Source organism: Westiellopsis prolifica IICB1, from assembly GCF_004323185.1.
Taxonomy (GTDB): Bacteria; Cyanobacteriota; Cyanobacteriia; order Cyanobacteriales; family Nostocaceae; genus Pelatocladus; species Pelatocladus prolificus_A.
Window position 1 is genome coordinate 1,642,576 of sequence record NZ_NAPS01000002.1, and the last position, 20,829, is coordinate 1,663,404.

General features: G+C 39.6%; 15 protein-coding genes. 8 read left to right on the plus strand and 7 right to left on the minus strand.

Annotated features, from left to right (window positions below; all coding sequences use genetic code 11):
- Positions 1 to 613: 613 nt before the first annotated feature.
- From B4U84_RS21450 to acnB, 3 genes are all read left to right on the plus strand, one after another.
- Positions 614 to 1,009 carry a hypothetical protein gene (locus B4U84_RS21450; protein ID WP_131120508.1) on the plus strand — a complete coding sequence of 132 codons (396 nt, stop codon included), beginning with the start codon at positions 614 to 616 and terminating at the stop codon, positions 1,007 to 1,009.
- Between the two features lie 220 nt (positions 1,010 to 1,229).
- Positions 1,230 to 2,150, plus strand: a complete 921-nt coding sequence (locus B4U84_RS21455; protein ID WP_131120509.1) for a DUF4351 domain-containing protein — start codon at positions 1,230 to 1,232, stop codon at positions 2,148 to 2,150.
- A gap of 462 nt (positions 2,151 to 2,612) precedes the next feature.
- Positions 2,613 to 5,300 carry a bifunctional aconitate hydratase 2/2-methylisocitrate dehydratase gene (gene acnB / locus B4U84_RS21460; protein ID WP_131120510.1) on the plus strand — a complete coding sequence of 896 codons (2,688 nt, stop codon included), beginning with the start codon at positions 2,613 to 2,615 and terminating at the stop codon, positions 5,298 to 5,300.
- An 880-nt stretch (positions 5,301 to 6,180) separates the two neighbouring features.
- On the opposite strand, the gene B4U84_RS21465 is transcribed toward acnB, so the two are convergent.
- Both B4U84_RS21465 and B4U84_RS21470 read right to left on the minus strand, forming a co-directional pair.
- Positions 6,181 to 6,618 (minus strand): DUF4079 domain-containing protein, encoded by a 438-nt coding sequence (locus B4U84_RS21465; protein ID WP_071524772.1) that lies wholly within the window; start codon positions 6,616 to 6,618, stop codon positions 6,181 to 6,183.
- A gap of 319 nt (positions 6,619 to 6,937) precedes the next feature.
- Positions 6,938 to 7,330 carry a DUF1830 domain-containing protein gene (locus B4U84_RS21470; protein WP_017311197.1) on the minus strand — a complete coding sequence of 131 codons (393 nt, stop codon included), beginning with the start codon at positions 7,328 to 7,330 and terminating at the stop codon, positions 6,938 to 6,940.
- 735 nt (positions 7,331 to 8,065) lie between these two features.
- Here B4U84_RS21470 and B4U84_RS21475 point away from each other — a divergent pair.
- The 5 genes from B4U84_RS21475 (at position 8,066) to B4U84_RS21495 (ending at position 13,380) form a co-directional block, all read left to right on the plus strand.
- Positions 8,066 to 9,646, plus strand: a complete 1,581-nt coding sequence (locus tag B4U84_RS21475) for a photosystem II high light acclimation radical SAM protein (protein WP_131120511.1) — start codon at positions 8,066 to 8,068, stop codon at positions 9,644 to 9,646.
- Between the two features lie 341 nt (positions 9,647 to 9,987).
- Positions 9,988 to 10,440, plus strand: coding sequence for a D-aminoacyl-tRNA deacylase (gene dtd / locus B4U84_RS21480; protein WP_017311200.1), 453 nt, complete (start codon positions 9,988 to 9,990; stop codon positions 10,438 to 10,440).
- A 104-nt stretch (positions 10,441 to 10,544) separates the two neighbouring features.
- Positions 10,545 to 10,880, plus strand: a complete 336-nt coding sequence (gene psb28, locus B4U84_RS21485) for a photosystem II reaction center protein Psb28 (RefSeq protein ID WP_017311201.1) — start codon at positions 10,545 to 10,547, stop codon at positions 10,878 to 10,880.
- 262 nt (positions 10,881 to 11,142) lie between these two features.
- Positions 11,143 to 11,643, plus strand: a complete 501-nt coding sequence (locus B4U84_RS21490) for a MogA/MoaB family molybdenum cofactor biosynthesis protein (protein ID WP_131120512.1) — start codon at positions 11,143 to 11,145, stop codon at positions 11,641 to 11,643.
- Between the two features lie 198 nt (positions 11,644 to 11,841).
- On the plus strand, positions 11,842 to 13,380 hold the full coding sequence (locus tag B4U84_RS21495; RefSeq protein ID WP_131120513.1) for a DEAD/DEAH box helicase: 1,539 nt from the start codon (positions 11,842 to 11,844) through the stop codon (positions 13,378 to 13,380).
- Here the strand turns inward: B4U84_RS21495 and B4U84_RS21500 are convergent.
- The 5 genes from B4U84_RS21500 to B4U84_RS21520 all read right to left on the minus strand — a co-directional run bounded on the left by B4U84_RS21500 (position 13,375) and on the right by B4U84_RS21520 (position 20,682).
- A complete protein-coding gene (locus tag B4U84_RS21500) occupies positions 13,375 to 14,883 on the minus strand; it encodes a hypothetical protein (protein WP_131120514.1) in 1,509 nt (502 codons plus the stop codon). The genes B4U84_RS21495 and B4U84_RS21500 overlap by 6 nt on opposite strands.
- 51 nt (positions 14,884 to 14,934) lie before the next feature.
- Positions 14,935 to 15,564 (minus strand): YqeG family HAD IIIA-type phosphatase, encoded by a 630-nt coding sequence (locus tag B4U84_RS21505; RefSeq protein WP_017311205.1) that lies wholly within the window; start codon positions 15,562 to 15,564, stop codon positions 14,935 to 14,937.
- 45 nt (positions 15,565 to 15,609) lie between these two features.
- A complete protein-coding gene (locus B4U84_RS21510) occupies positions 15,610 to 16,596 on the minus strand; it encodes a decaprenyl-phosphate phosphoribosyltransferase (RefSeq protein ID WP_017311206.1) in 987 nt (328 codons plus the stop codon).
- 639 nt (positions 16,597 to 17,235) lie between these two features.
- A complete protein-coding gene (locus B4U84_RS21515) occupies positions 17,236 to 18,192 on the minus strand; it encodes a Clp protease/crotonase-like domain-containing protein (protein ID WP_052508501.1) in 957 nt (318 codons plus the stop codon).
- 297 nt (positions 18,193 to 18,489) lie between these two features.
- Positions 18,490 to 20,682, minus strand: a complete 2,193-nt coding sequence (locus B4U84_RS21520) for a caspase family protein (RefSeq protein ID WP_131120515.1) — start codon at positions 20,680 to 20,682, stop codon at positions 18,490 to 18,492.
- Between the last annotated feature and the right edge of the window lie 147 nt (positions 20,683 to 20,829).

Genomic DNA, 20,829 nt, shown 5'->3' on the forward strand with positions numbered 1-20,829 from the left:
CTTACAGCTACAACATTAAGTCTTACAGCTACAACATTAAGTCTTACAGCTACAACATTAAGCCTTACAGCTACAACATTAAGTCTTACAGTTACAACATTAAGCCTTACAGTTACAACATTAAGCCTTAAGTAGTGGCGTGTCTAGACTAAAATGTTGCAATAGAAAAGTTGGTAGTAAGCGCTTTAACGCTAAAAAAACTAAAAATCTAATGCACTATTTTAGCCTTGACACGCTAGTAGGGTGCGTTATGGCTTTAGCCTAACGCACCAGCAGAACATATTGGCGTGTCTAGACTAAAATAATGCAATAGAAAAACTTCGTAGTAAGCGCTTCAGCGCTGAAAAAACTAAAAATCTAATGCAACATTTTAGCCTTAACACGCCACTAAGGTGAGATATAAAGACGTACCTTAGCAAAACCATGCGCTACAGCACTATCGTCACGTCTCAATAGAAATTATTTCCCTAAAAATCAACCTTTGGTAACTAAATTCCGAGAAATCACGCGCATAAATAAAAATCTTTGCAAAAAAAAATGTGCTTTTTACTGAACTAGAATCCAGATTAAATGAGACAAAATAGGTCTGTAAAGCTTTTAAAAGTGTAAATTTATGCCTCGAAAAAAACGTAGTTCCCGGATTCTAAAAAAAGCTCAGTTTAGAGTTGCCGGACTAAAAGCTATTGATCCAAATCTCAATTTTGATGAAACTTGCAATTTGCAAAACCTGACGCAATTAATAGAGCAGTTTCACAATATGCTTAATGATTATAACGCTGCTGTAGCTCTGGTTGACTCTTCTAAAAAAAAGCTGGATGAAATGGAAAAATTTTTAAGTCAGGTTTCAGACAAAATGCTGATAGGAGTTGGTTTCAAGTACGGCAAAAACAGCGATGAATATGAAATTGCAGGTGGGGTTCGAGAAAGCGAACGTATCCGTAAAAGCAGATTAACACGCTTGAAATCTAATCCAGATAAAATACCAGATGAAAATATAATAACAGCCTAGTGGTTGTTCGCATTAATTATAAGTAATTATAGATCCCCGACTTTTTTAAAAAGTCGGGGATCTGAACACCCACGACTCATCAAAATTAATGGGACAGACCACCAGAGAATTAAAGGTATCCAGATCCCCGACTTCTTTAAGAAGTCGGGTATCTATGTTCTCGAACTGCTATATAATAGGAATTTGCATTAACCCAGAACTTCCGCAATCTTAAAATTGAATGACCCGTTTTATCCATGATCAATTCGCCAAAGACTACCTCGAAGAATTATTAAAAGATTACGGAGAAGTCAAAGCATCAGAAAAAGTCTCAGGAGAGATTAAAGAAATAGATGTTTTATTCACTCCTGCCAAACAGCAAAACTCTAATTTGCAAATACTGGGTTTGCTAGGAAGATTTGCAGAAAATCCTGCCATAATTGAACCATTCCGCAATCCAGCTTCTAGCGATGAAATCTGCGACTGTATTCTCAAATTATTAGAAGTCAAAGCTTTATTGCGACGAGAAGCTAAAGCCAATAAAACCAAACTTCAGGACTCAGAAATTCCCAAGTTGTGGGTTCTGACTCCAACAATATCCGAAACTAGATTATCTAGCTTTGGAACTATACAAAAAGAGGGTTGGTTATTGGGAGTACATTTTCTTCCAGAAGCTTTGCGGACAGCAATTATCGCGATACACCAACTACCACTAACACCAGAGACATTATGGTTGAGGCTTCTAGGTAGAGGAAGTGTGCAGTCACAAGCAATTATCGAGTTGCAAGCGTTACCATTAGATCATCCATATCAAAAAGCAACCCTCGAATTAGTTTACAACTTGCGCGAAAACTTGAGAGTAAATCAAGAATTAGAAGCAGATGATAGGGAGTTAATTATGCGTTTAGAACCACTTTATCAAAGAGACAGAGAACAAGCCAAACAAGAGGGAAGGCAAGAAGGAAGGCAAGAAGGAAGACAAGAAGGAGAACAACACTTAATACTACGTCTACTTAATCGCCGTATTGGTGAAATTGATGAATCATTAATCGAGCGAATTAAAAGATTATCAATTGCACAGTTAGAAAATCTAGGAGAAGCATTGTTAGATTTTTCTAGTGTTGCTGATTTAGAAGCTTGGTTACACCAATACTCAATCTAATTGATTTTAATTCATTGAGTTCTTTTCGTAACTGACATCTTGCACCAGTTTCAATCAGCCGTAAAATAAATTTTAAAGCTCAAAGCTTAAACCCATTAAAATGGCTTAAAATCTTAACCAGTCGGTTTTGAAGAGAATTGAGCTTTCAGCCCAAACTTTAATTTAGGGCTAGGTGCAAGATATAAGCTCAACACTCATAATGAGTCATAAGTAGATAAATTTATAACCAGTTTTTTAGATTATCGGTAAAACAATTAATTCTTTAATAATAGGTGTTGTGGCAATTAAAATATTTTCAGTTTTAATTGATACTTAAAACTATACTTTAAGTCTAAGAAAAATTGCTAACAACCAATTATCAGTAAGGCTTTCAGCTATAAAATAAGGTAAGATTTTATAGCCAAGTCTTGCCTCAAAATATTTCATAATTAAGGGGAGAACATCCCAACGGAGAATACAAAAATGCTAGAACAATACCGTCAATACGTCGCCGAAAGGGCAGCATTAGGAATTCCCCCCTTACCGTTGGATGCGAAGCAAACCTCAGAATTATGTGAATTACTGAAGAATCCGCCCAAAGGTGAAGAAGATACATTATTACATTTATTGCGCGATCGCGTATCTCCTGGAGTTGATCCAGCAGCTTACGTCAAAGCCGGATTTCTGACTGGAATCGCTAAAGGTGAAATTACCAGCCCCCTAATTTCACCTATCGCAGCAGTACAAATGCTGGGGACAATGATCGGAGGTTACAACGTCCAATCTTTAATTGAACTCCTGCAAACTTCCACCGTCTCCTTCTCAGATTCTTCCGAAACACCCCTAGTGATGGGGGGAGAAGGAAAAGAACCAATCGCAGCTTACGCCGCAGCTGCCCTTAGCAAAACTCTGCTGGTGTATGATGCCTTTCACGATATCTTAGAATTATCCAAGGTCAACCCCTTTGCAAAACGAGTAATTGATTCTTGGAAAGACGCAGAGTGGTTTACAGTTCGTCCCGAAGTACCCCAAGCCATCACCGTCACCGTTTTTAAAGTTCCTGGCGAAACTAACACCGACGACTTATCCCCCGCTACTGAAGCGATGACTCGCCCGGATATTCCTTTGCACGCCTTGGCAATGCTACAATTACGGATGCCTGGGGCGTTGGATACCATTGCCGAATTGAAGAAAAAAGGACACCCCATCGCCTACGTAGGAGATGTCGTCGGTACTGGTTCCTCTCGCAAATCAGCTATTAACTCGGTACTTTGGCACATTGGTAATGATATTCCCTATGTTCCCAATAAGCGGACAGGTGGATATGTTTTAGGTGGTGCGATCGCCCCCATCTTTTTCAATACAGCTGAAGATGCTGGTGCTTTCCCCATCCAGTGCGATGTCACCAAAATGGAAACCGGGATGGTGATTACTATCTACCCCTACAAAGGTGAAATCACCACCCATGGCGCGTCTGATGGCGCGTCTGAGGAAGTAATCTCTACCTTCACCCTCAAACCCGATACCATTTTGGATGAAGTCCGCGCTGGAGGACGTATTCCCTTATTAATTGGACGTACCCTCACCGATAAAACCAGACTTGCATTAGGTTTAGAACCCAGTCCCATTTTCACCCGTCCCCAACAACCCACTGACACAGGTAAAGGTTACACCCTCGCCCAAAAAATGGTGGGTAAAGCCTGTGGTTTACCCGGTGTGCGTCCCGGTACTTACTGCGAACCGATTATGACTACCGTGGGTTCCCAAGACACCACCGGGCCAATGACACGGGATGAATTGAAAGAACTCGCCTGTCTTGGTTTCAGTGCAGATTTGGTAATGCAAAGTTTTTGCCACACTGCTGCTTATCCCAAACCAGTAGATATCAAAACTCACCACGAATTACCAGACTTTTTCGCTTCTCGTGGTGGTGTAGCTTTGCATCCTGGTGATGGTATTATTCACTCTTGGTTAAACCGGATGCTGTTACCAGATACCGTAGGAACAGGTGGCGATTCTCATACTCGTTTCCCCTTGGGTATTTCCTTCCCTGCTGGTTCCGGGTTAGTAGCATTTGCCGGGGCGTTAGGTGTCATGCCTCTGGATATGCCAGAATCAGTTTTGGTACGTTTCAAAGGCGAATTGCAACCGGGTGTAACTTTGCGGGATATTGTTAACGCTATTCCCTACGTTGCTATTCAAAAAGGTTTGCTGACAGTAGAAAAGCAGAACAAGAAAAATGTTTTTGCTGGGCGGATAATGGAAATTGAAGGCTTACCAGATTTGAAAGTTGAGCAAGCTTTTGAACTGACCGACGCTACAGCCGAACGTTCTTGTCCTGGTTCCACAATCAAACTCAGTATAGAGACTGTATCTGAATATCTGCGTTCTAATGTTGCTTTGTTGAAAAACATGGTAGCGCGGGGTTATGGCGATGCTAAAACGATTATGCGTCGTGTCGCCAAAATGGAAGAGTGGTTGGCGAACCCGGTATTAATGGAAGCAGATCCGGATGCGGAGTATGCGGAAATTCTCGAAATTGATTTGAACGAAATCAAAGAACCAATTGTAGCAGCACCGAATGATCCTGATAATGTGAAATTATTATCAGAAGTTGCAGGTGACAAAATTGATGAAGTATTCGTTGGTTCTTGTATGACGAATATTGGTCATTATCGCGCTACTGCCAAAGTATTAGAAGGTGCAGGCGCAGTCAAAACCCGCTTGTGGATTTGTCCACCCACCCGCATGGATGAACACCAATTAAAAGAAGAAGGTGTGTACGGTATTTTTGGCGCTGCGGGTGCTAGGACAGAAATACCTGGTTGTAGTTTGTGTATGGGAAACCAAGCGCGAGTTGAAGATGGTGCAACGGTGTTTTCCACATCTACCCGCAACTTTAATAATCGGATGGGTAAGGATGCGCGAGTGTATCTTGGTTCCGCCGAATTATCAGCAGTTTGTGCGTTATTAGGGCGCGTTCCCACAGTCCAAGAATATATGGATATTGTGGGTAAAAAGATTCAGCCTTTTGCTGGGGAATTGTATCGGTATTTGAACTTTGATCAAATTGCTGGTTTTGAGGATGAAGGTAGAGTGATTGCGTTGGAAAATATGCCTAAGATTGAGGATATTTTGGGAATTCCTGCGGGTACTTTGCGTACTCCATAAATTAAATTAATTGACACTCCCACATTGGTCATAGGGTGAATGAATAAGTACTTATGCAAAATTAATTAGACATTTTTTGTTCTGTATCCTTGATTTGCCAAACCAAAGAGACAAACGAGATATATAAATAATTTTGCCTAATTACTTAATACCATTTCACAAAAAATCTGATACAAATACAGACCCTATAGAGACGCAATATATCGCGTCTCTACAAATTTATATGTATCGTGATTAATATCAGGTTCGCTTGATTACTTATAATTCCCAGAGAACCCCACCCCGGTTTTGTCTAACGCCAAAACCGCCCCTCCCCGCGTGCGGGGAGGGGTTGGGGGTGGGGTGCAATGACTGTGGGAAGTATAACTAATTATCCGAACTTGATATAACGTGAAATGGTATAACCCCTTCAACCCATTAAAGTGGGTTTTTTGCTATGAGCCAGCTATTTATTTGAGGGCGAGATGTTGTTATATTTCAATTACCAATTAACAATTATCAACCTCATATATAGGACTCATATTTGATTTCTGAAATACACGTAGGGTGTGTTATACGATTTCACGAAAAGCCTGATACAAATACAGACCCTGTAGAGACGCGATATATCGCGTCTCTACATTATTTATATATATCGCGATTAACGTGAAATGGTATTATGCCAAAGGCTAACGCACCAGTTAAGGATTTAGGTGCGTGATAGCTACGCCATAACACACCCTACTGGCGTGTCAAGGCTAAAATAGTGCAATAAATCTCTGATTCTTTCTCTGCGTTCTCTGCGCCTGGGGCGGTTTATTAATGCAATATTTTAGTCTAGACACGCTACTACAGATACTTAGATTTTTTCATAAATCAAATCGGACTCCTATAGATAACATCAAGGCAAATACTTCTGCACTACACTCCAACCAGTGAACGATACCCAAGCAAAAGCAAAGAATATAGCAACATTAGCACCAATGTGAATCCGTCTTGCCCAAGGATGTCCAACACGAATTTGTGTAGCACTTCCAGCTGATAGTAAAACTAACATGACAGTTGTTAATCCAGCCCAGAGATGCTGTGAGTGTCCCAAAGAACCAAAGTGACCGTAAGTACCAACAATGCCAATCAGTAGCAGTAATAATACCAAACTCACCAGGCAGATACCGATTTTATAGTGGAGAAAGTGTAATCCGCCTGATTCTCTTTGCTGCAAAGTTCTAGCACGAAACATCCGCATACCGATAATCGCCAATAGCACATAGGCTACTAGGGACAAACCCATCGCCCACGCCGCTATTCTCCATAACCACAAAAATGAAGGTAGATCCATAATTAATCATTGTAAATGGGAATGGGGATCGGGGATTGGGGATTGGGGATTGGGGATTGGGGAAGATGGGGTCCCCTCTGCTTACAAAGGTAGGGATTTTGTATTTGGTAATTTTTTGACCATTTCAGCCGATTTTAAAATCCTGAAACTACCAAACCATGTTAAAAACTTGAGAATTTTCTCAACTATTTTCGAGATTCTAAAAAACCTACCCTTGAAAGACCCTCAATCCCCGATCCCCGATCCCCAATAACAAATGACCAAAAATAAAAAAGGGCTGCTAAATTTAGCAACCCCAAATGAAGTTAAAGATATTTTTTTAATCAATGGATACGAAACCAGACATTGTTAAAGGTTTTGTTGTATCTTCAGTTTTTGTCTTAATAGACTGTGTTATCGGTTTTTTATTGATGGAGTCGTTTGTTTGTTCTGAGTTTTCCAATTCATAACTACTAGGTTCGTGAAGTGCAAGGCGATCGCATGGAATTTTATCCGATAAAATAGCACTTGCCATCATGCCCGTATGAATTTCAAGTTGAGCTTCAATGGGGGCTTCAAACGCTAGCCTCTGTCCAGGGAAAACAACCCTTTCAAAGTACCAGTTAGGAATGTTCGAGATGCGAGCCACCTGTATTTTGCTCGTGGCATTTACGTAACAGCAGAGAATCTTTCTTGATTGCTCCGGTGGTAGAGGATCTAATATTTGAGCCATAACTGCTGAGGAGCTTTACGCCACAATTTTATCTTACATATAAAAACTAACACTGACTGATCCCCAGTTGCTGTAACTCCGACTACCAACTGAAGTTTTCTGAATTATTTTCTACCTAAAGAAGTACAAGTTTTTAGTTATGAATTTTTCGTAAAATTTTATGCTTTTTTTGCAATTGTATATTAAGCATTAACAATTTATCAACTCTTTAGAGGCAAGTCAATTGGAGCTAACTCTTACGAGTGCAGGATTAGGGACTTCCAAATAAAAAAACATCCTGTTGTACCAGAAACGACTTGGAGATCAACAAAGGAAGAAATTGCCTTGGGTAAAAATTAAATAATTTATTTTTTGGAGTTTCCTGGAAGGAAAGCAAACAGCTTTTTTGCTCCTGTTGATTTCCTGATCCCATTTCTTAAGGAATAGTCTAGTTGCTTTCATTAACCTTAAGAGCTATTTTTTGTTTTTTATTTTCAGACTTAGCAGATGCAGATGATCGCATCTAGAGTGAAGTCGATGTTATTGTAAAGCTATAGATATATTACTTTCATAAAATCCTATCCATGCTATGCATTTGTAATACAGGGCAATATTAGCGATTTTCATCACTTAAACCAAGCCATGAGTATCAGTAATCGTCATTAATATCAAGGACGATTTTGATACACACAGTCTAACCAAAACACAACGACTACAGAATCAAAGTTTGCTCTTTTACCCCAGAAAAACGGCAAGATGGAAGCTCAAACATTCAACAAAATTCTCTATGTTCGCCTTCCGTGTAACCCCATCTTTCCTATTGGGGTTGTATACCTAAGCGATCACGTCCACAAGCAGTTTCCAAACATTGAACAGCGTATCTTTGATTTAGGAACAGTGCCACCTTTAGATTATGCTAAAGCCCTAGATCGCTGTATCGATGAATTTCAGCCGACACTGCTAGTCTTCTCCTGGCGAGATATCCAAATTTATGCTCCAGTTGGTGGACGTGGTGGTAATCCATTGCAGTATACCTTTGAGTTTTTCTACTCCCGCAATCCATTTCTTAAGATACAGGGAGCTTTTGGTTTGCTGCGGATAGCATCGGGATACTACGGTGAACTGTGGCGAAATCTAGGATTACTGAAGCGGGGTATCAAGCGCGCTCAACGTTATCACCCGAATGCTCGTGTAATTGTTGGTGGTGGTGCTGTCAGCGTCTTTTACGAACAGCTAGCTAGAAGCTTACCAAAGCAGACTATTGTCTCTGTGGGTGAAGGCGAAACTTTGCTGACAAAACTACTTAGCGGACAAGAATTTCGGGATGAAAGATGTTACGTGGTTGGAGAAGATAAACCACGCGATCGCCTCATTCATGAACAACCCACGCCACTAGAGAAAACAGCTTGTAACTACGACTATATCGAAACCATCTGGCCAGAATTTAAATATTATCTCCAAGATGGAGACTTTTACATCGGTGTCCAAACCAAACGCGGTTGTCCTCACAACTGTTGCTATTGTGTTTACACTGTTGTTGAAGGTAAACAGGTACGGATTAACCCCGCTGATGAAGTTGTTGCTGAAATGCGACAGTTATACAATCGCGGTGTTCGCAATTTCTGGTTTACTGACGCCCAGTTTATCCCAGCCCGCAAATTTATGGCTGATGCTGTTGAACTTTTACAAAAAATCGTCGATTCTGGAATGGAAGACATTCACTGGGCTGCATACATCCGGGCTGATAATCTCACTCCCCAATTGTGTGATTTGATGGTAAAAACTGGGATGAACTACTTTGAGATTGGTATCACTAGCGGTTCTCAAGAATTGGTGCGGAAAATGCGGATGGGCTATAATCTCCGTACTGTGTTGCAAAATTGTCGGGATTTGAAAGCTGCTGGGTTTAACGATTTAGTTTCTGTCAATTATTCTTTTAATGTGATTGACGAACGTCCAGAAACAATTCGCCAAACCATCGCCTATCACCGCGAACTGGAACGGATTTTTGGGGTAGATAAAGTCGAACCTGCAATCTTTTTTATTGGACTACAACCCCACACGCACCTCGAAGAATATGCTTTCAAAGAAAATATTCTCAAACCAGGGTACGATCCAATGAACATCACACCTTGGACTGTCCAAAAGATGTTGTGGAACCCAGAACCCCTTGGTTCTTTCTTTGGCGAAGTTTGCTTGCAAGCTTGGCGACAAAACCCCAATAACTTTGGACGTGAAGTGATGAAAATATTGGAGGAAAAACTGGGTTGTGCTGAACTAGAAGACGCACTTTCTGCACCCATTGAGCCAAAACCAAAACAATTGGTGGGTGTTTAACTGATTTGCGACAATTCCCCATCCGCCTGTGTGGTGGGGTGCATCAGAGCGGATAATTACCGAAAAGTTCGTAGTGAGGACTTTAGTCCTCAAAATAAGGGCTGTACGCGTAGCGTTCTCGCAGAGTAGCTCTTACTACAAGCAAAAAATTTTATTTTTTGTGACACTTGCCTAATACCATTTCACGTTAATCGCGATACACATAAATAATGTACCAGACGTGCCATGGCACGTCTGGTACAAAGAAATATGTTTCACTTTTAAAGGAAATTGGTATAAGTCCTATCGGAATCTGTGTTCATCGTGTGTTTTTAATCACACTTAAGACTCCAGTTTGAGAAATGCGCGTAGTCATCCAACGAGTTAAATCATCTCAAGTTATAGTTAATGGTGAAATTATCGGCAAAATTGGACAAGGACTGAATTTGCTTGTTGGTATTGCTGAGACTGATACTGATGCTGAAGTTGACTGGATAGTACGTAAATGTTTGGAATTACGACTGTTTCCTGACCAAGAAGGCGGTGACAGATGGCAAAAATCTGTACAAGAGATTGATGGTGAGTTGCTGGTAGTCAGTCAGTTCACACTTTATGGGGATTGTCGCAAAGGACGACGACCTTCTTTTGACCGTTCCGCAACCCCTAAAACTGCTGAAAATTTATATAACTGTTTTGTTGCTAAATTACGGGAGAGTGGTTTAAGGGTCGAAACTGGCAAATTTGGGGCAATGATGCAAGTTGCTATTGAAAATGATGGCCCTGTAACCTTAATACTAGATAAAGAAAATACATAAGTATTTACACATAGGCAATCAATCTCATTATTATCTAGATTTATTGGTACTAAAAGATGAGAAAATATTAATTTAAACATCACAAAACTTTAAATTCACTCATCATGGTAAAAATCCAGTTTTCTAAAGGTATTGACGAAGACGTAATTCCAGAAGTGCGCTTGACGCGATCGCGCACTGGTGATAGCGGTACTGCAACGTTTATTTTTCAAAATCCTAAAGCATTAGATAGTGGCAATACTGAAGATATCACTGGCATGTATATGATTGACGAAGAAGGGGAAATTGTCACCCGCGAAGTCAAAGGTAAATTTATCAACGGTAAACCAGAAGCTTTAGAAGCTGTTTATGTAATGAAATCTAAAGAACAATGGGATCGCTTTATGCGGTTTATGCAAAGATATGCAGAAGAAAATGACTTGGGATTTAATCAATCTTAAGGAGTCATTGGTCATTAGTCATTAATTATTGGTCATTCGATTTGAGATTTTGGATTGACTCTACAGATAAATCTGCTTGCTCTGTACCATCAAAGAAGTATCGATCAAAAAACAAGGGACAAATAACTAATGACCAATGACATAGACGCGCAAGCGGTGAGACAGCGCGGTCTTGGGGGTTTCCCCCATGAGCGACTGCGTTCGCGAAGCGTCCCGGAGGGAACTACCCGAAGGGCTTTTCGTAGAGTAGGACTTTTGACCAATGACTAATATTCCTCATTCAGATTCTCAAATTATGACGGTAACTTGTGCTGTAGTTACCGTTAGCGATACTCGTTCCGAATCAACAGATAAAAGTGGTCAGTTAATTCAACAATTGCTCCGTGATGCTCATCATACAGTCGGAGATTATACGATTATTAAAGATGAACCAGATCAGATTCAAACAGAGTTAGAACGACTGGGAAAGAATTTTGATTTAGATGCTGTAATTTTTAACGGTGGCACAGGTATCGCACCGAGAGATACTACCTATGATGCCATAGAAAAGTTATTAGAAAAAACTTTACCTGGATTTGGCGAGTTGTTCCGCTTTTTAAGTTATCAAGAAATTGGTTCGCGAGCGATCGCATCTCGTGCGATTGCTGGTGTTTATCAAAGTAAGTTAATCTTTTCTGTTCCTGGTTCTAGCAATGCAGTACGATTAGCGATGGAAAAATTGATTTTACCAGAACTTAGCCATTTGGTTAGTTTGTTGCGGTGAATGGGGAGCGAGGATTTTATGCTTGGTTGTGGGATTTATCTGTGATTAGCTATTTTGAAATTTAAGCGACCGCACTCAGGAAGCCAGATTCCCAACTTCTTATGTGAACTTGGAGACCTTAATTCATCACGCACGTTTTTAGCTATTTTTGTTAAGAGAGTAAGTGTAGTAAACTTTGTTAGTATAACGAATAATTAAATGGCTCGTACCCCCAGATTAACTTTTGATCGTGGCACATTAATTTTACATCCACCACCACGTGGCAAGGCTTGGACTGATTACGCCGTATGGGATGATAGAGTTGAGAAATTCCGCATTCCGGCGATTAGATATCGTTCTTTAGTGGAAGCACTCCAAGCGGAAGATACCTATTTTGTTGACGAAGCGAAGGGTTTTAATTCTCTGGAATTGCTTTCGAGTTTAGAAATGGAACCCTATCCCCATCAAAGCGAAGCGTTAACAGCTTGGAAGTTGGCCAGAAGACAAGGGGTAGTAGTATTACCTACCGCAGCTGGAAAAACTTATTTGGCGCAAATGGCAATGGAAGCGACGCCACGCAGTACGCTGATTGTAGTGCCGACACTGGATTTAATGCATCAGTGGTATGCACACTTGATATCGGCGTTCCCGGATGCAGAGGTGGGGTTACTGGGGGGTGGTTCGCGGGATAAAACAGCAATACTAGTTGCAACTTACGATAGCGCCGCCATTCATGCTGAAAGCTTGGGAAATCAGTATGGCTTGTTGATTTTTGATGAGTGTCATCATTTACCAACTGATTTTAATCGGGTAATTGCAGAATATGCGATCGCACCTTATCGTTTGGGACTATCAGCGACACCAGAACGCAGCGATGGAAAACATACCGATTTAAATATTCTCATTGGTCCAGAAGTATATCGCAAAAGGGCTGAGGATTTGGCGGGAAAAGCCTTAGCAGAACACGAAATTGTGCAAATTAAAGTTAAGCTATCGCAGCACGAACGCCAAAAATACAACGAGTTGATTCAAACTCGCAATGATTTTTTGCAACAATCAAAAATTTCTTTAGGAAGTATTCAGGGTTGGCAAAAATTCGTTCAAATGAGTGCGCGATCGCAAGCAGGACGTAGGGCAATGTTAGCACATCGGCAAGCCAAAGAGATTGCGATCGGTACAGATGGAAAGTTAAGAATTTTAGCGAATTTATTAGCCAAGCATTATCCAGAAAGAACTTTAATTTTTACTGCTGATAATACTACCGTTTATCGAATTTCTCAGGAGTTTTTAATTCCTGCAATTACTCATCAAACGCCTGTAAAAGAACGTCACGAGGTTTTAACAAAGTTTCGAGAAGGCGAGTATAAAAGTTTGGTAGCTTCCCATGTGTTAAATGAAGGTGTAGATGTACCCGCAGCAAGCATAGCTATTATTTTATCTGGTACGGGTTCGGCTAGGGAATATACTCAGAGATTGGGAAGGGTGTTAAGGAAGGGTAAGGATAATAATAAGCAGGCGATTTTGTATGAGGTGGTTGCAGAAGATACAGCAGAAGAAGGGACTTCAGCGAGGAGAAGAGGGGTAAGAAATGAACCACAAAAGACACAAAGAAAGGAAGAGGGAAGAGGAAAATTGCAAGTTGTTTATGGTACTGGTGAGGAAAGAAGTTATCGTGCTGCTGAACAGTTAGAGATTAATTATTCAGTTGATTCTAAGAAGTCTAAAAAAGAAGATCAGGCTGATAATAAGTATTTATAAAACACTTTTTTTCTTAAAAATTTTTAAGTTGTAAAAATAATTATTGGTATCATCTTGAAATGAAATCAAAGACTTCTTAATGAGTGCTTCGCCAGTATCATTCCAATCACCTCCTAATTTATCAGTTATTTCTTTCAATTTATTTGGAGCTATAATTAGTGTTGTAATTTTGTGTTTTTCTTCGTTGGAAAACATTCTTACATAACTGGGAAGAAAAACTAGTTCAGCACTTTTATAAGCAGCATAATATGCTCCATAGTCACAGTATATCCAATCAGTTTTTTTCACATTTTTTTGGACGAAAGCTTCTACGTTTGCATAATCCCTCGTTTCCCATTCATTAATTGCTAGGCTAGCTTTAGCCGGAAATCCACCTAAAGAAGCAATTAATAATATTGATACGGCTGTTAAATTAATCAATTTTTTCCTGCTAGATAAAGAGAAGTTATCTAGCTCTGAGCAAATACAAATGACCATGGGAATAAATGCCATCCAGGTATAGTAATGAGGATATTTACCAGCAATCGCTATTGCTAGAGGAATAAACAAGCCCCCTACAAATCCAAAAGAAATGGGTGAGTAAAATTTAAATTGCCGCTTGAATAGTTGATAAATAACTAGAATTAGTGTCAGCAAATGTAAGAGTGCTGTACTAAAATCTACAATAAATACTTTTTGTAAGCTCAAAATTTTGAGTATACCTTTGTCATCACCCTGAACAATTGCTTGAGCAACTTGACCAGTTAGTATATGCTGTGAACCAAAGGTTGATAAAATAAATTTAAACCAAACTCCATTTGTAAAATAGAGAGTATAAAGAAAAATTATTCCTAAAACTACTCCTATTCCCAGGGACACGAATTCTTTAATTACTAATTTTCTCAAATAAAATAGCAAGACTGCACAAAGAACAATGACATAAGCAAGCAGTTGCAATCCTGCAATGGGAATAAAAATACCAATACATGCCAAAGTAACGCAACGTAACCAAGCAGATGTGATTGTGTATGCAAGTAAGGCTGTTGAAGCAACAGTAATTGCAATAGAGTCTGCACGTCCACTACTGTAACTAAAGCTAACACCTGAACTTGAAAGTATCAGACAAATTAAAGTTATTCTGCTCCAAGATGAATTAATTAATTTGAGTCTAATTACGGATAGCCAGATCATTAATACAGAAACAACGATCAGAAAATAGTTCATCGATCTGACTGCTGTTAAACTAAAGCCGAAAACTTTGAGCCAGTGGTAAAGAATTATTTCATGAAGTGGTAGATTACCTGCCCAAAATTCTTCTTTTGTTTGGTAATACCATGCTGTAGATATCCACCCTTTACCAAAATAAAGATTGTTGGGTGGATCTGTAAACATCACTTCATCTGTCCATACTGGCTCTATTCTAGATGCTAATACTAAGCCAACGAATAAAAATAAAATGCATAATACAATGATGAAAATAGGCTCGAATTTCCAGCTATGATTTTGTTGTTTATCTTGATTCATAATAAAATCAGAAAAATCAATTATCAATACATTTTTGAATAAAATACAAATTTAGAAAAATTTGTCATAGCCAACACCAGCATCAAATTCCCAAAGTTCGGCTTCCTCTGGATAAGGTATTTGCACCCATTTACCTGCGAGTTTTTCCCACCATCGGGGCGGATGAGGTAAACTAGCCACTTGAATACAGCGACACCCACACAACCATGCTCCGACAACGTCAGTATGTAAACTATCGCCAATGACAACAACGTGTTTAGCAGGTAGCTGCATATAAGTCATTGCACGACTAAATGCTGATGGGAATGGCTTTTTGGCTGGACTGAGAGTTGGAATATCAAGACGATGAGACCAAAATTTGACCCGATAGCGACGTTTACCATTTGAAAGGATAAAAAATAGCAATCCAGCTAACTTTGCTTGGCTGATCCAATCTTCTGCACCTGGAGACAAGTAGCGATCATCTTCAGAGACAATGGTGTTGTCTAAATCAAGAATTATTCCTTTAATTCCAGAGTTTTTAAGCCCAAGAATATCAATGTCCTTAAGTGTATAAACTCGTCTTGGTAATCTGTAAGGATTTTCTTTAAAACTTGGTCGGTAATTTTTTTGAAGCAAAAAGCGCAGACTGTCGGTAAAAAGTCTGAATATTTTGAACAATAAAGTCTTGAATTTGAACATCTAGAAATTTTTGGAGACGGACTCTTTGCTGATATCCTCAAACTATTACTGTATCCACCCTTGCTGTTTCAGCCAGAGAATTACAAAACAAGTAATTACCCAGCTAACAACGGTGATTAAGAGTGGTACATCCTTTAACAAAACCTCTTCCGGACGCTCACTATGTCCCCCTTTTTCAGTGTCCTGGTCTACGTAAATAGCAATTTCTTTTGGATCACTGAGTAACTGATAGCGAAAAATCCCATATAAGACAAAAGGTAAGGTCAGTAACATCCAGGAACTTGAAGCACCGTTTACCACTGGGCCAGAACTCCAAAGAGCATAGCTGACTATTGTTCCTGTTGTTACTACATTCTCCATGCGGTTGAGCAGTGGTAAGGAATAACGCTTGAGGACAGCACGGGGTTTAGCACCTTTTTTTTGAGCTAACCGCAATTCTGCTTTGCGTTTCTCTATTGCTAAAAACAGTGCCAACATAGCAGTACACAGTACAAACCAAGAAGATAAAACAATGTCAGTAGCAGCAGAACCTGCATAAGCTCGCAGCACAAATCCCATAGCAATAGACCCAATGTCTAAAATCACCATGCGTTTTAGCCGCAGATTATAGGCAATTTGCAATAAAGCGTATGTGGTGATAGCTGCACCCAATTGAGGCGATTTCAACCACCCAACAATCAGAGCCATGGATAGTAGCACCAAAGCCATTCCAATAGCAACGGGGATGGTGACTAATCCAGCAGCAATTGGTCGCTTACACTTGACAGGATGCTGACGGTCAGATTCGACATCTGCAATATCATTAATTAAATAAAAACCACTTGATGCACAACAAAATAATATAAATGCTAGTAAGCAACCCAGCAAAGATTGCAAATTGATACTAAAAGCAAACAACGGCGCTGCAAACACTACTAAATTTTTTGTCCATTGTCGCGGTCGTAGAGCAGCTAAATGATACGTCAATTTCTTGGAGGTAGTTGCTATAGCAACTGAAGATTTTCCGATGAGCGAAGTCCGTCGAGAGCTCATAAGTATAAAGCCTCTCTATAGTTAAGAGAATTAGATTTAACAACTTTTCCAGGTTCATAACTTGCAAAAGTAAAAACCTTTGAAACTTTACTTGCTAGATATTACCTTTACTAAGTAACTCTTTCAGTGTATGAAGATATTCTTTATACAAATTTTATAAAATTTTTATACAATCTTTTTCCGTAATTCTCAGGAATTTGAAATTTAAGATTTGATAAAGAATCAGAAAGCTATCCAAATAATGCTCAGGGTTTTATCCAAAATCCCGCCCTAAAATAAATTTGTGACTCATAGCTAGTTCTGAAAAACATATGAAATCCAGCATTAAGAGGGATTTCCAAGAAAAAAAGTGTGTGTAACATTGCCAGAAAATCGTCCAAAGCTTGCAAAAGCAGGTGAAAATGAGCAGTAATTTTGGTGAAAAGAGAAAGAGGACACTAATAGAGGCAATAATAGTTTGAATCTACAGCATCATCACGTCAAACTGGCTCTAGCTTTGAATTGAAGGTAAAATTAGCTGGCGATCGCATTGATTCTTTTTTGGCTAGCTGTGGATTTAACCTCCAAAAGCTTTACCGCTTTTTTGTTACTGCTCCACCGATTCACCTTGTAAACTAAACTACTATTTTTCAGCCACAACTAGGCTGCAACAGTTTCTTCTGTATTTACTTGAACCCGATTATTATCACTATCATTAATGTCATCATTGCTATCATTCTGAATCTCTACTTCATCTTCAACTGGTGTCTCTTCTAAAAGTTTTTCGAGGGAACCTATTAACTCATAATTTTCATATGCAATCTCAGATATCAGTTTTTGCAAGTTAATTTCTGTTTCTTCAGGTTCTCTAACACAATCACCAAATAATTCCCGTACCTCTTCATAGTCAATTACAAAACCATGTGAAGGATAGTCTGTGATCAGCTGTTCTGTAATCTTACGCCTGTCTTTATTGAGTCTTGTTCCATAATCTCTTGCAACACTTATCTCTCTCTCTAGTTCTCCAAGACGTGCAGGCTGAATCTGAGTTGAAATTGGTGCAAGCAAATTAATAGTAATCCTAGCAGCAATATCCTCTAATACTTTTAAAGGAACGATTTTTCTCAATCCTGAATCTGAGAAATAAATACCACTCAAGACCTGATCAAACATTTTAGGTGCTTGTTCACTAATGACTTTTAGAGACTGTTGTATATTTAAACCTGATTCCGTGGCGATATCACCATCTTTCATAACTTGGACATCAAGAGGTCCTAACTCACCTGAATCAGACATCACAATTTCATCAGATGCAATAGATAACAGCGTTCCCGCACTTTTACAGCGCCAGAAAATAAAAAGAATGAGCTTCTTGTAATTTTTCTTCAAGAATCTTGCTAATCTATAGGCTGAATTTAGATCTCCTCCATAAGTCGTTAAAAAGAGAGCAACGTTACTTTTGCTCTGGGAATAGTTTCTAATTTCTTTAACTTTCTTAATCAAACAATTTACTTCTGTATGTTCCATGTCTGCATCGAAAACAAAAATATCAGCATCTAATTCTTGAGAAATTTGTTGAAGATATTTTTGAGCCTCTTCTTTTTGTGCTAAAAGCATAATTTTCACTCTCACTTTTTTATATTTGTTATATTCATAAAATAGGAAGAAAATGTGAGTAACTTGTGAAGAAGTATTTTACAAAACTTGACGTAAAAATTTTGATTTACACATCTGTATTTATAAATAACAAGTAATATTTGTAATGTACATAACAAGTTTTTCTCGCAATTTTTATGCATTTGAACCACAATAATTTGTGGGAGCGCACTATTTGTACACTCCCACAAAATGGTTCATTCAAAAAGTTGAGTTATTTACAGTTATTTGTCAATAAAAACACTGTAAATTGCGTAATTATACTACCTGAAATCCAAAACCTAAACTTGCCCAATTATTTACATCCAATACATAGGAATCAATAGGTATTGTATTAGAATCAACTTTTGCTGTACTGGCGTTGTGCAAATCTTGCAGAAGAGCATAGGCAACTTCCATCGGATTTAATATCGGGAGAATACGTTGTTGATCGGCACGGGGATGTTTTGCAGCTCTTAAGGCGTCGAGGGTTTGGGTAAAAGGAGCTGTGCTAAAAATTAATTGGGTTTCACTAAAGGAAGGTGGCCCTTGGATTACCCATTCAAAGCCAGATGTGGTTTGTGGTAGAGTCAGGGTTTCACCGGAAGCAATGGTAATATTAGTCAGTTGTGGTTCTGAGGATTCATCAGTTTCTGTAACTTTTTGCCAGGGATAGAGAGTGATCGCACTCTTAGCGCTATTTAGTCCTAAAAGCATACAGTATATTGGGCTGTTGCTCATGTTCTGCACACGGTACTGTACTCGACTACCCAAGGGTACGGTGGCTATGTGTCCGATTTCATTAGTAGCTGATTTCTTGCTCGTAGATTCTTGAGTTGCAGTTCGCAGTGTTTCGCGGTGCATAACTGTGCGAGGTGCAATACCGCTAATTATCTCTAGGGTTGCTTTCACACTCAAGCGTGAAGAACCTTCATTGTCTGTGAGTCGCCACAATTTTGCTGCTAAAAGGGTTTGCAGTTTGGGACTTAACCTCTTGACTGCTACTTTGACTGCTTCTCCTGCTTCGCCAAAAGAATTGGGAATTTTTTCGCTGCTGGGAGAAAACAAGCCATAGCGACTGGGAGAAACTATTAATGAGGTAGAAGCGATGACATCTTTGTTTTTGCTGTCTGGACGTTTACCAAATACGTAATCGGCTGGTTGTTCTCCTGCAACTACACTTGTCACATGAGCGACGGTAGCAAAGGCGCTAGTAGCGTCTACCCGTTCAATTCTTTCTAGTTCCCCATCGAGAGCTACTATTAAATTAATGTTTCGAGGTAAGACTCGTACTGCTTCTTGGACGAGTTGCCCGACTTGGGGAAAAGTTTTATCTTCCAAAGAAATAATCTGGGTTTTTGCTGTCAAACCACTACGCGATCGCAAAATCAATTCTGTAGTTATACCTGTTTGATTCACCAGAGTCAACCGAGAATTTGCACCGTAGTGTTCTAGTACATGGGGTGGAATTCCTGCTAACCACACCAGTGCTGTTTTACCATCTTCTTCGGTTGCTGTGATGACTCCTTCTGCACTAATCGTATCTGGGAAAAAGTTCTCAATTAATTGAACTCGTTGTTGATTTTTCTTAGTGATCAATAAGCTTGGTTGCTGTGTGCTACCCAACTGCTGCATTGCACTTCCCAAACGGGAGATAAATACGGGAATTGTGATCTTTGGTGTTGTTTCCCACAAATATTGTGTCAAGGCGTAGGTAAATAATCCTGCACTAAAACCAGAATATTGTATTTCTCGTGCCACTTGATTAGGAGCAGAAGTTGCAGACAGTACTACTCCCACCTGTTCTATAGCAGCTTTTTCTTGGAGTTGTTTTTGAAATTCCAGTTCTGCGTCTACTAAAATTGCTTCCTGTGGTGTCTGACAGGCGCGAATTCGTGAAGGAACTACCAAACTATCAGGAGTATAGTAACTGGTATCTAATACTGCTGTGACTCGATCTGTAGGGAGCGATCGCAGCATCAGTAACAAAGTTTCTTCTAATAAATAGTTGATAGTTTTTGGATCTTGTGAACTTGATCCAATTCCATTTGTGGGAACAAGAGCATTCTGCACTGCTTCTGGTGAATCCCCCAAGTGAATACGACTACCATAGCCGCTAAAGTGGAAGACAACCACATCACCAGGTTTTGCTTGTCCAATTAAATGCTCTAAAAAAGCAGATTCAATAAATTCTCTGCTAGCTTGTTCGTCAGTCAAAGACAAAATATCTGACGGTTTGAACCCAAAACGGTGAATCAAAACCTCTTTTTGCAGTTCCACATCTACCAGACAACCATTCAGCGCTGGAATTTGGCGATATTGGTTAATACCCACCAATAAAGCCAATTTACGCGGACTGGGTTGCGCTAACGCCTGCTGATAACAAGTTCCTAACTGGAACCACTCAGCCTCTGCTACACCCATCACCGCTAATATGGAGCCAAACCGTTGGAAAAACGTTCGCCGCTTCATAATTGCTATCAGCCCTTAGTCCACCAGCTTATTAAGCTTATCGGGCAGAGGGCTGTAGTGTAAAGATTGGGGATTGGGGAAAGGGGAAAGGGAATTGGGGAAAGGGGATTGCGGGACAAAGGAGACAAGGAGGACAAGGGGGAATTA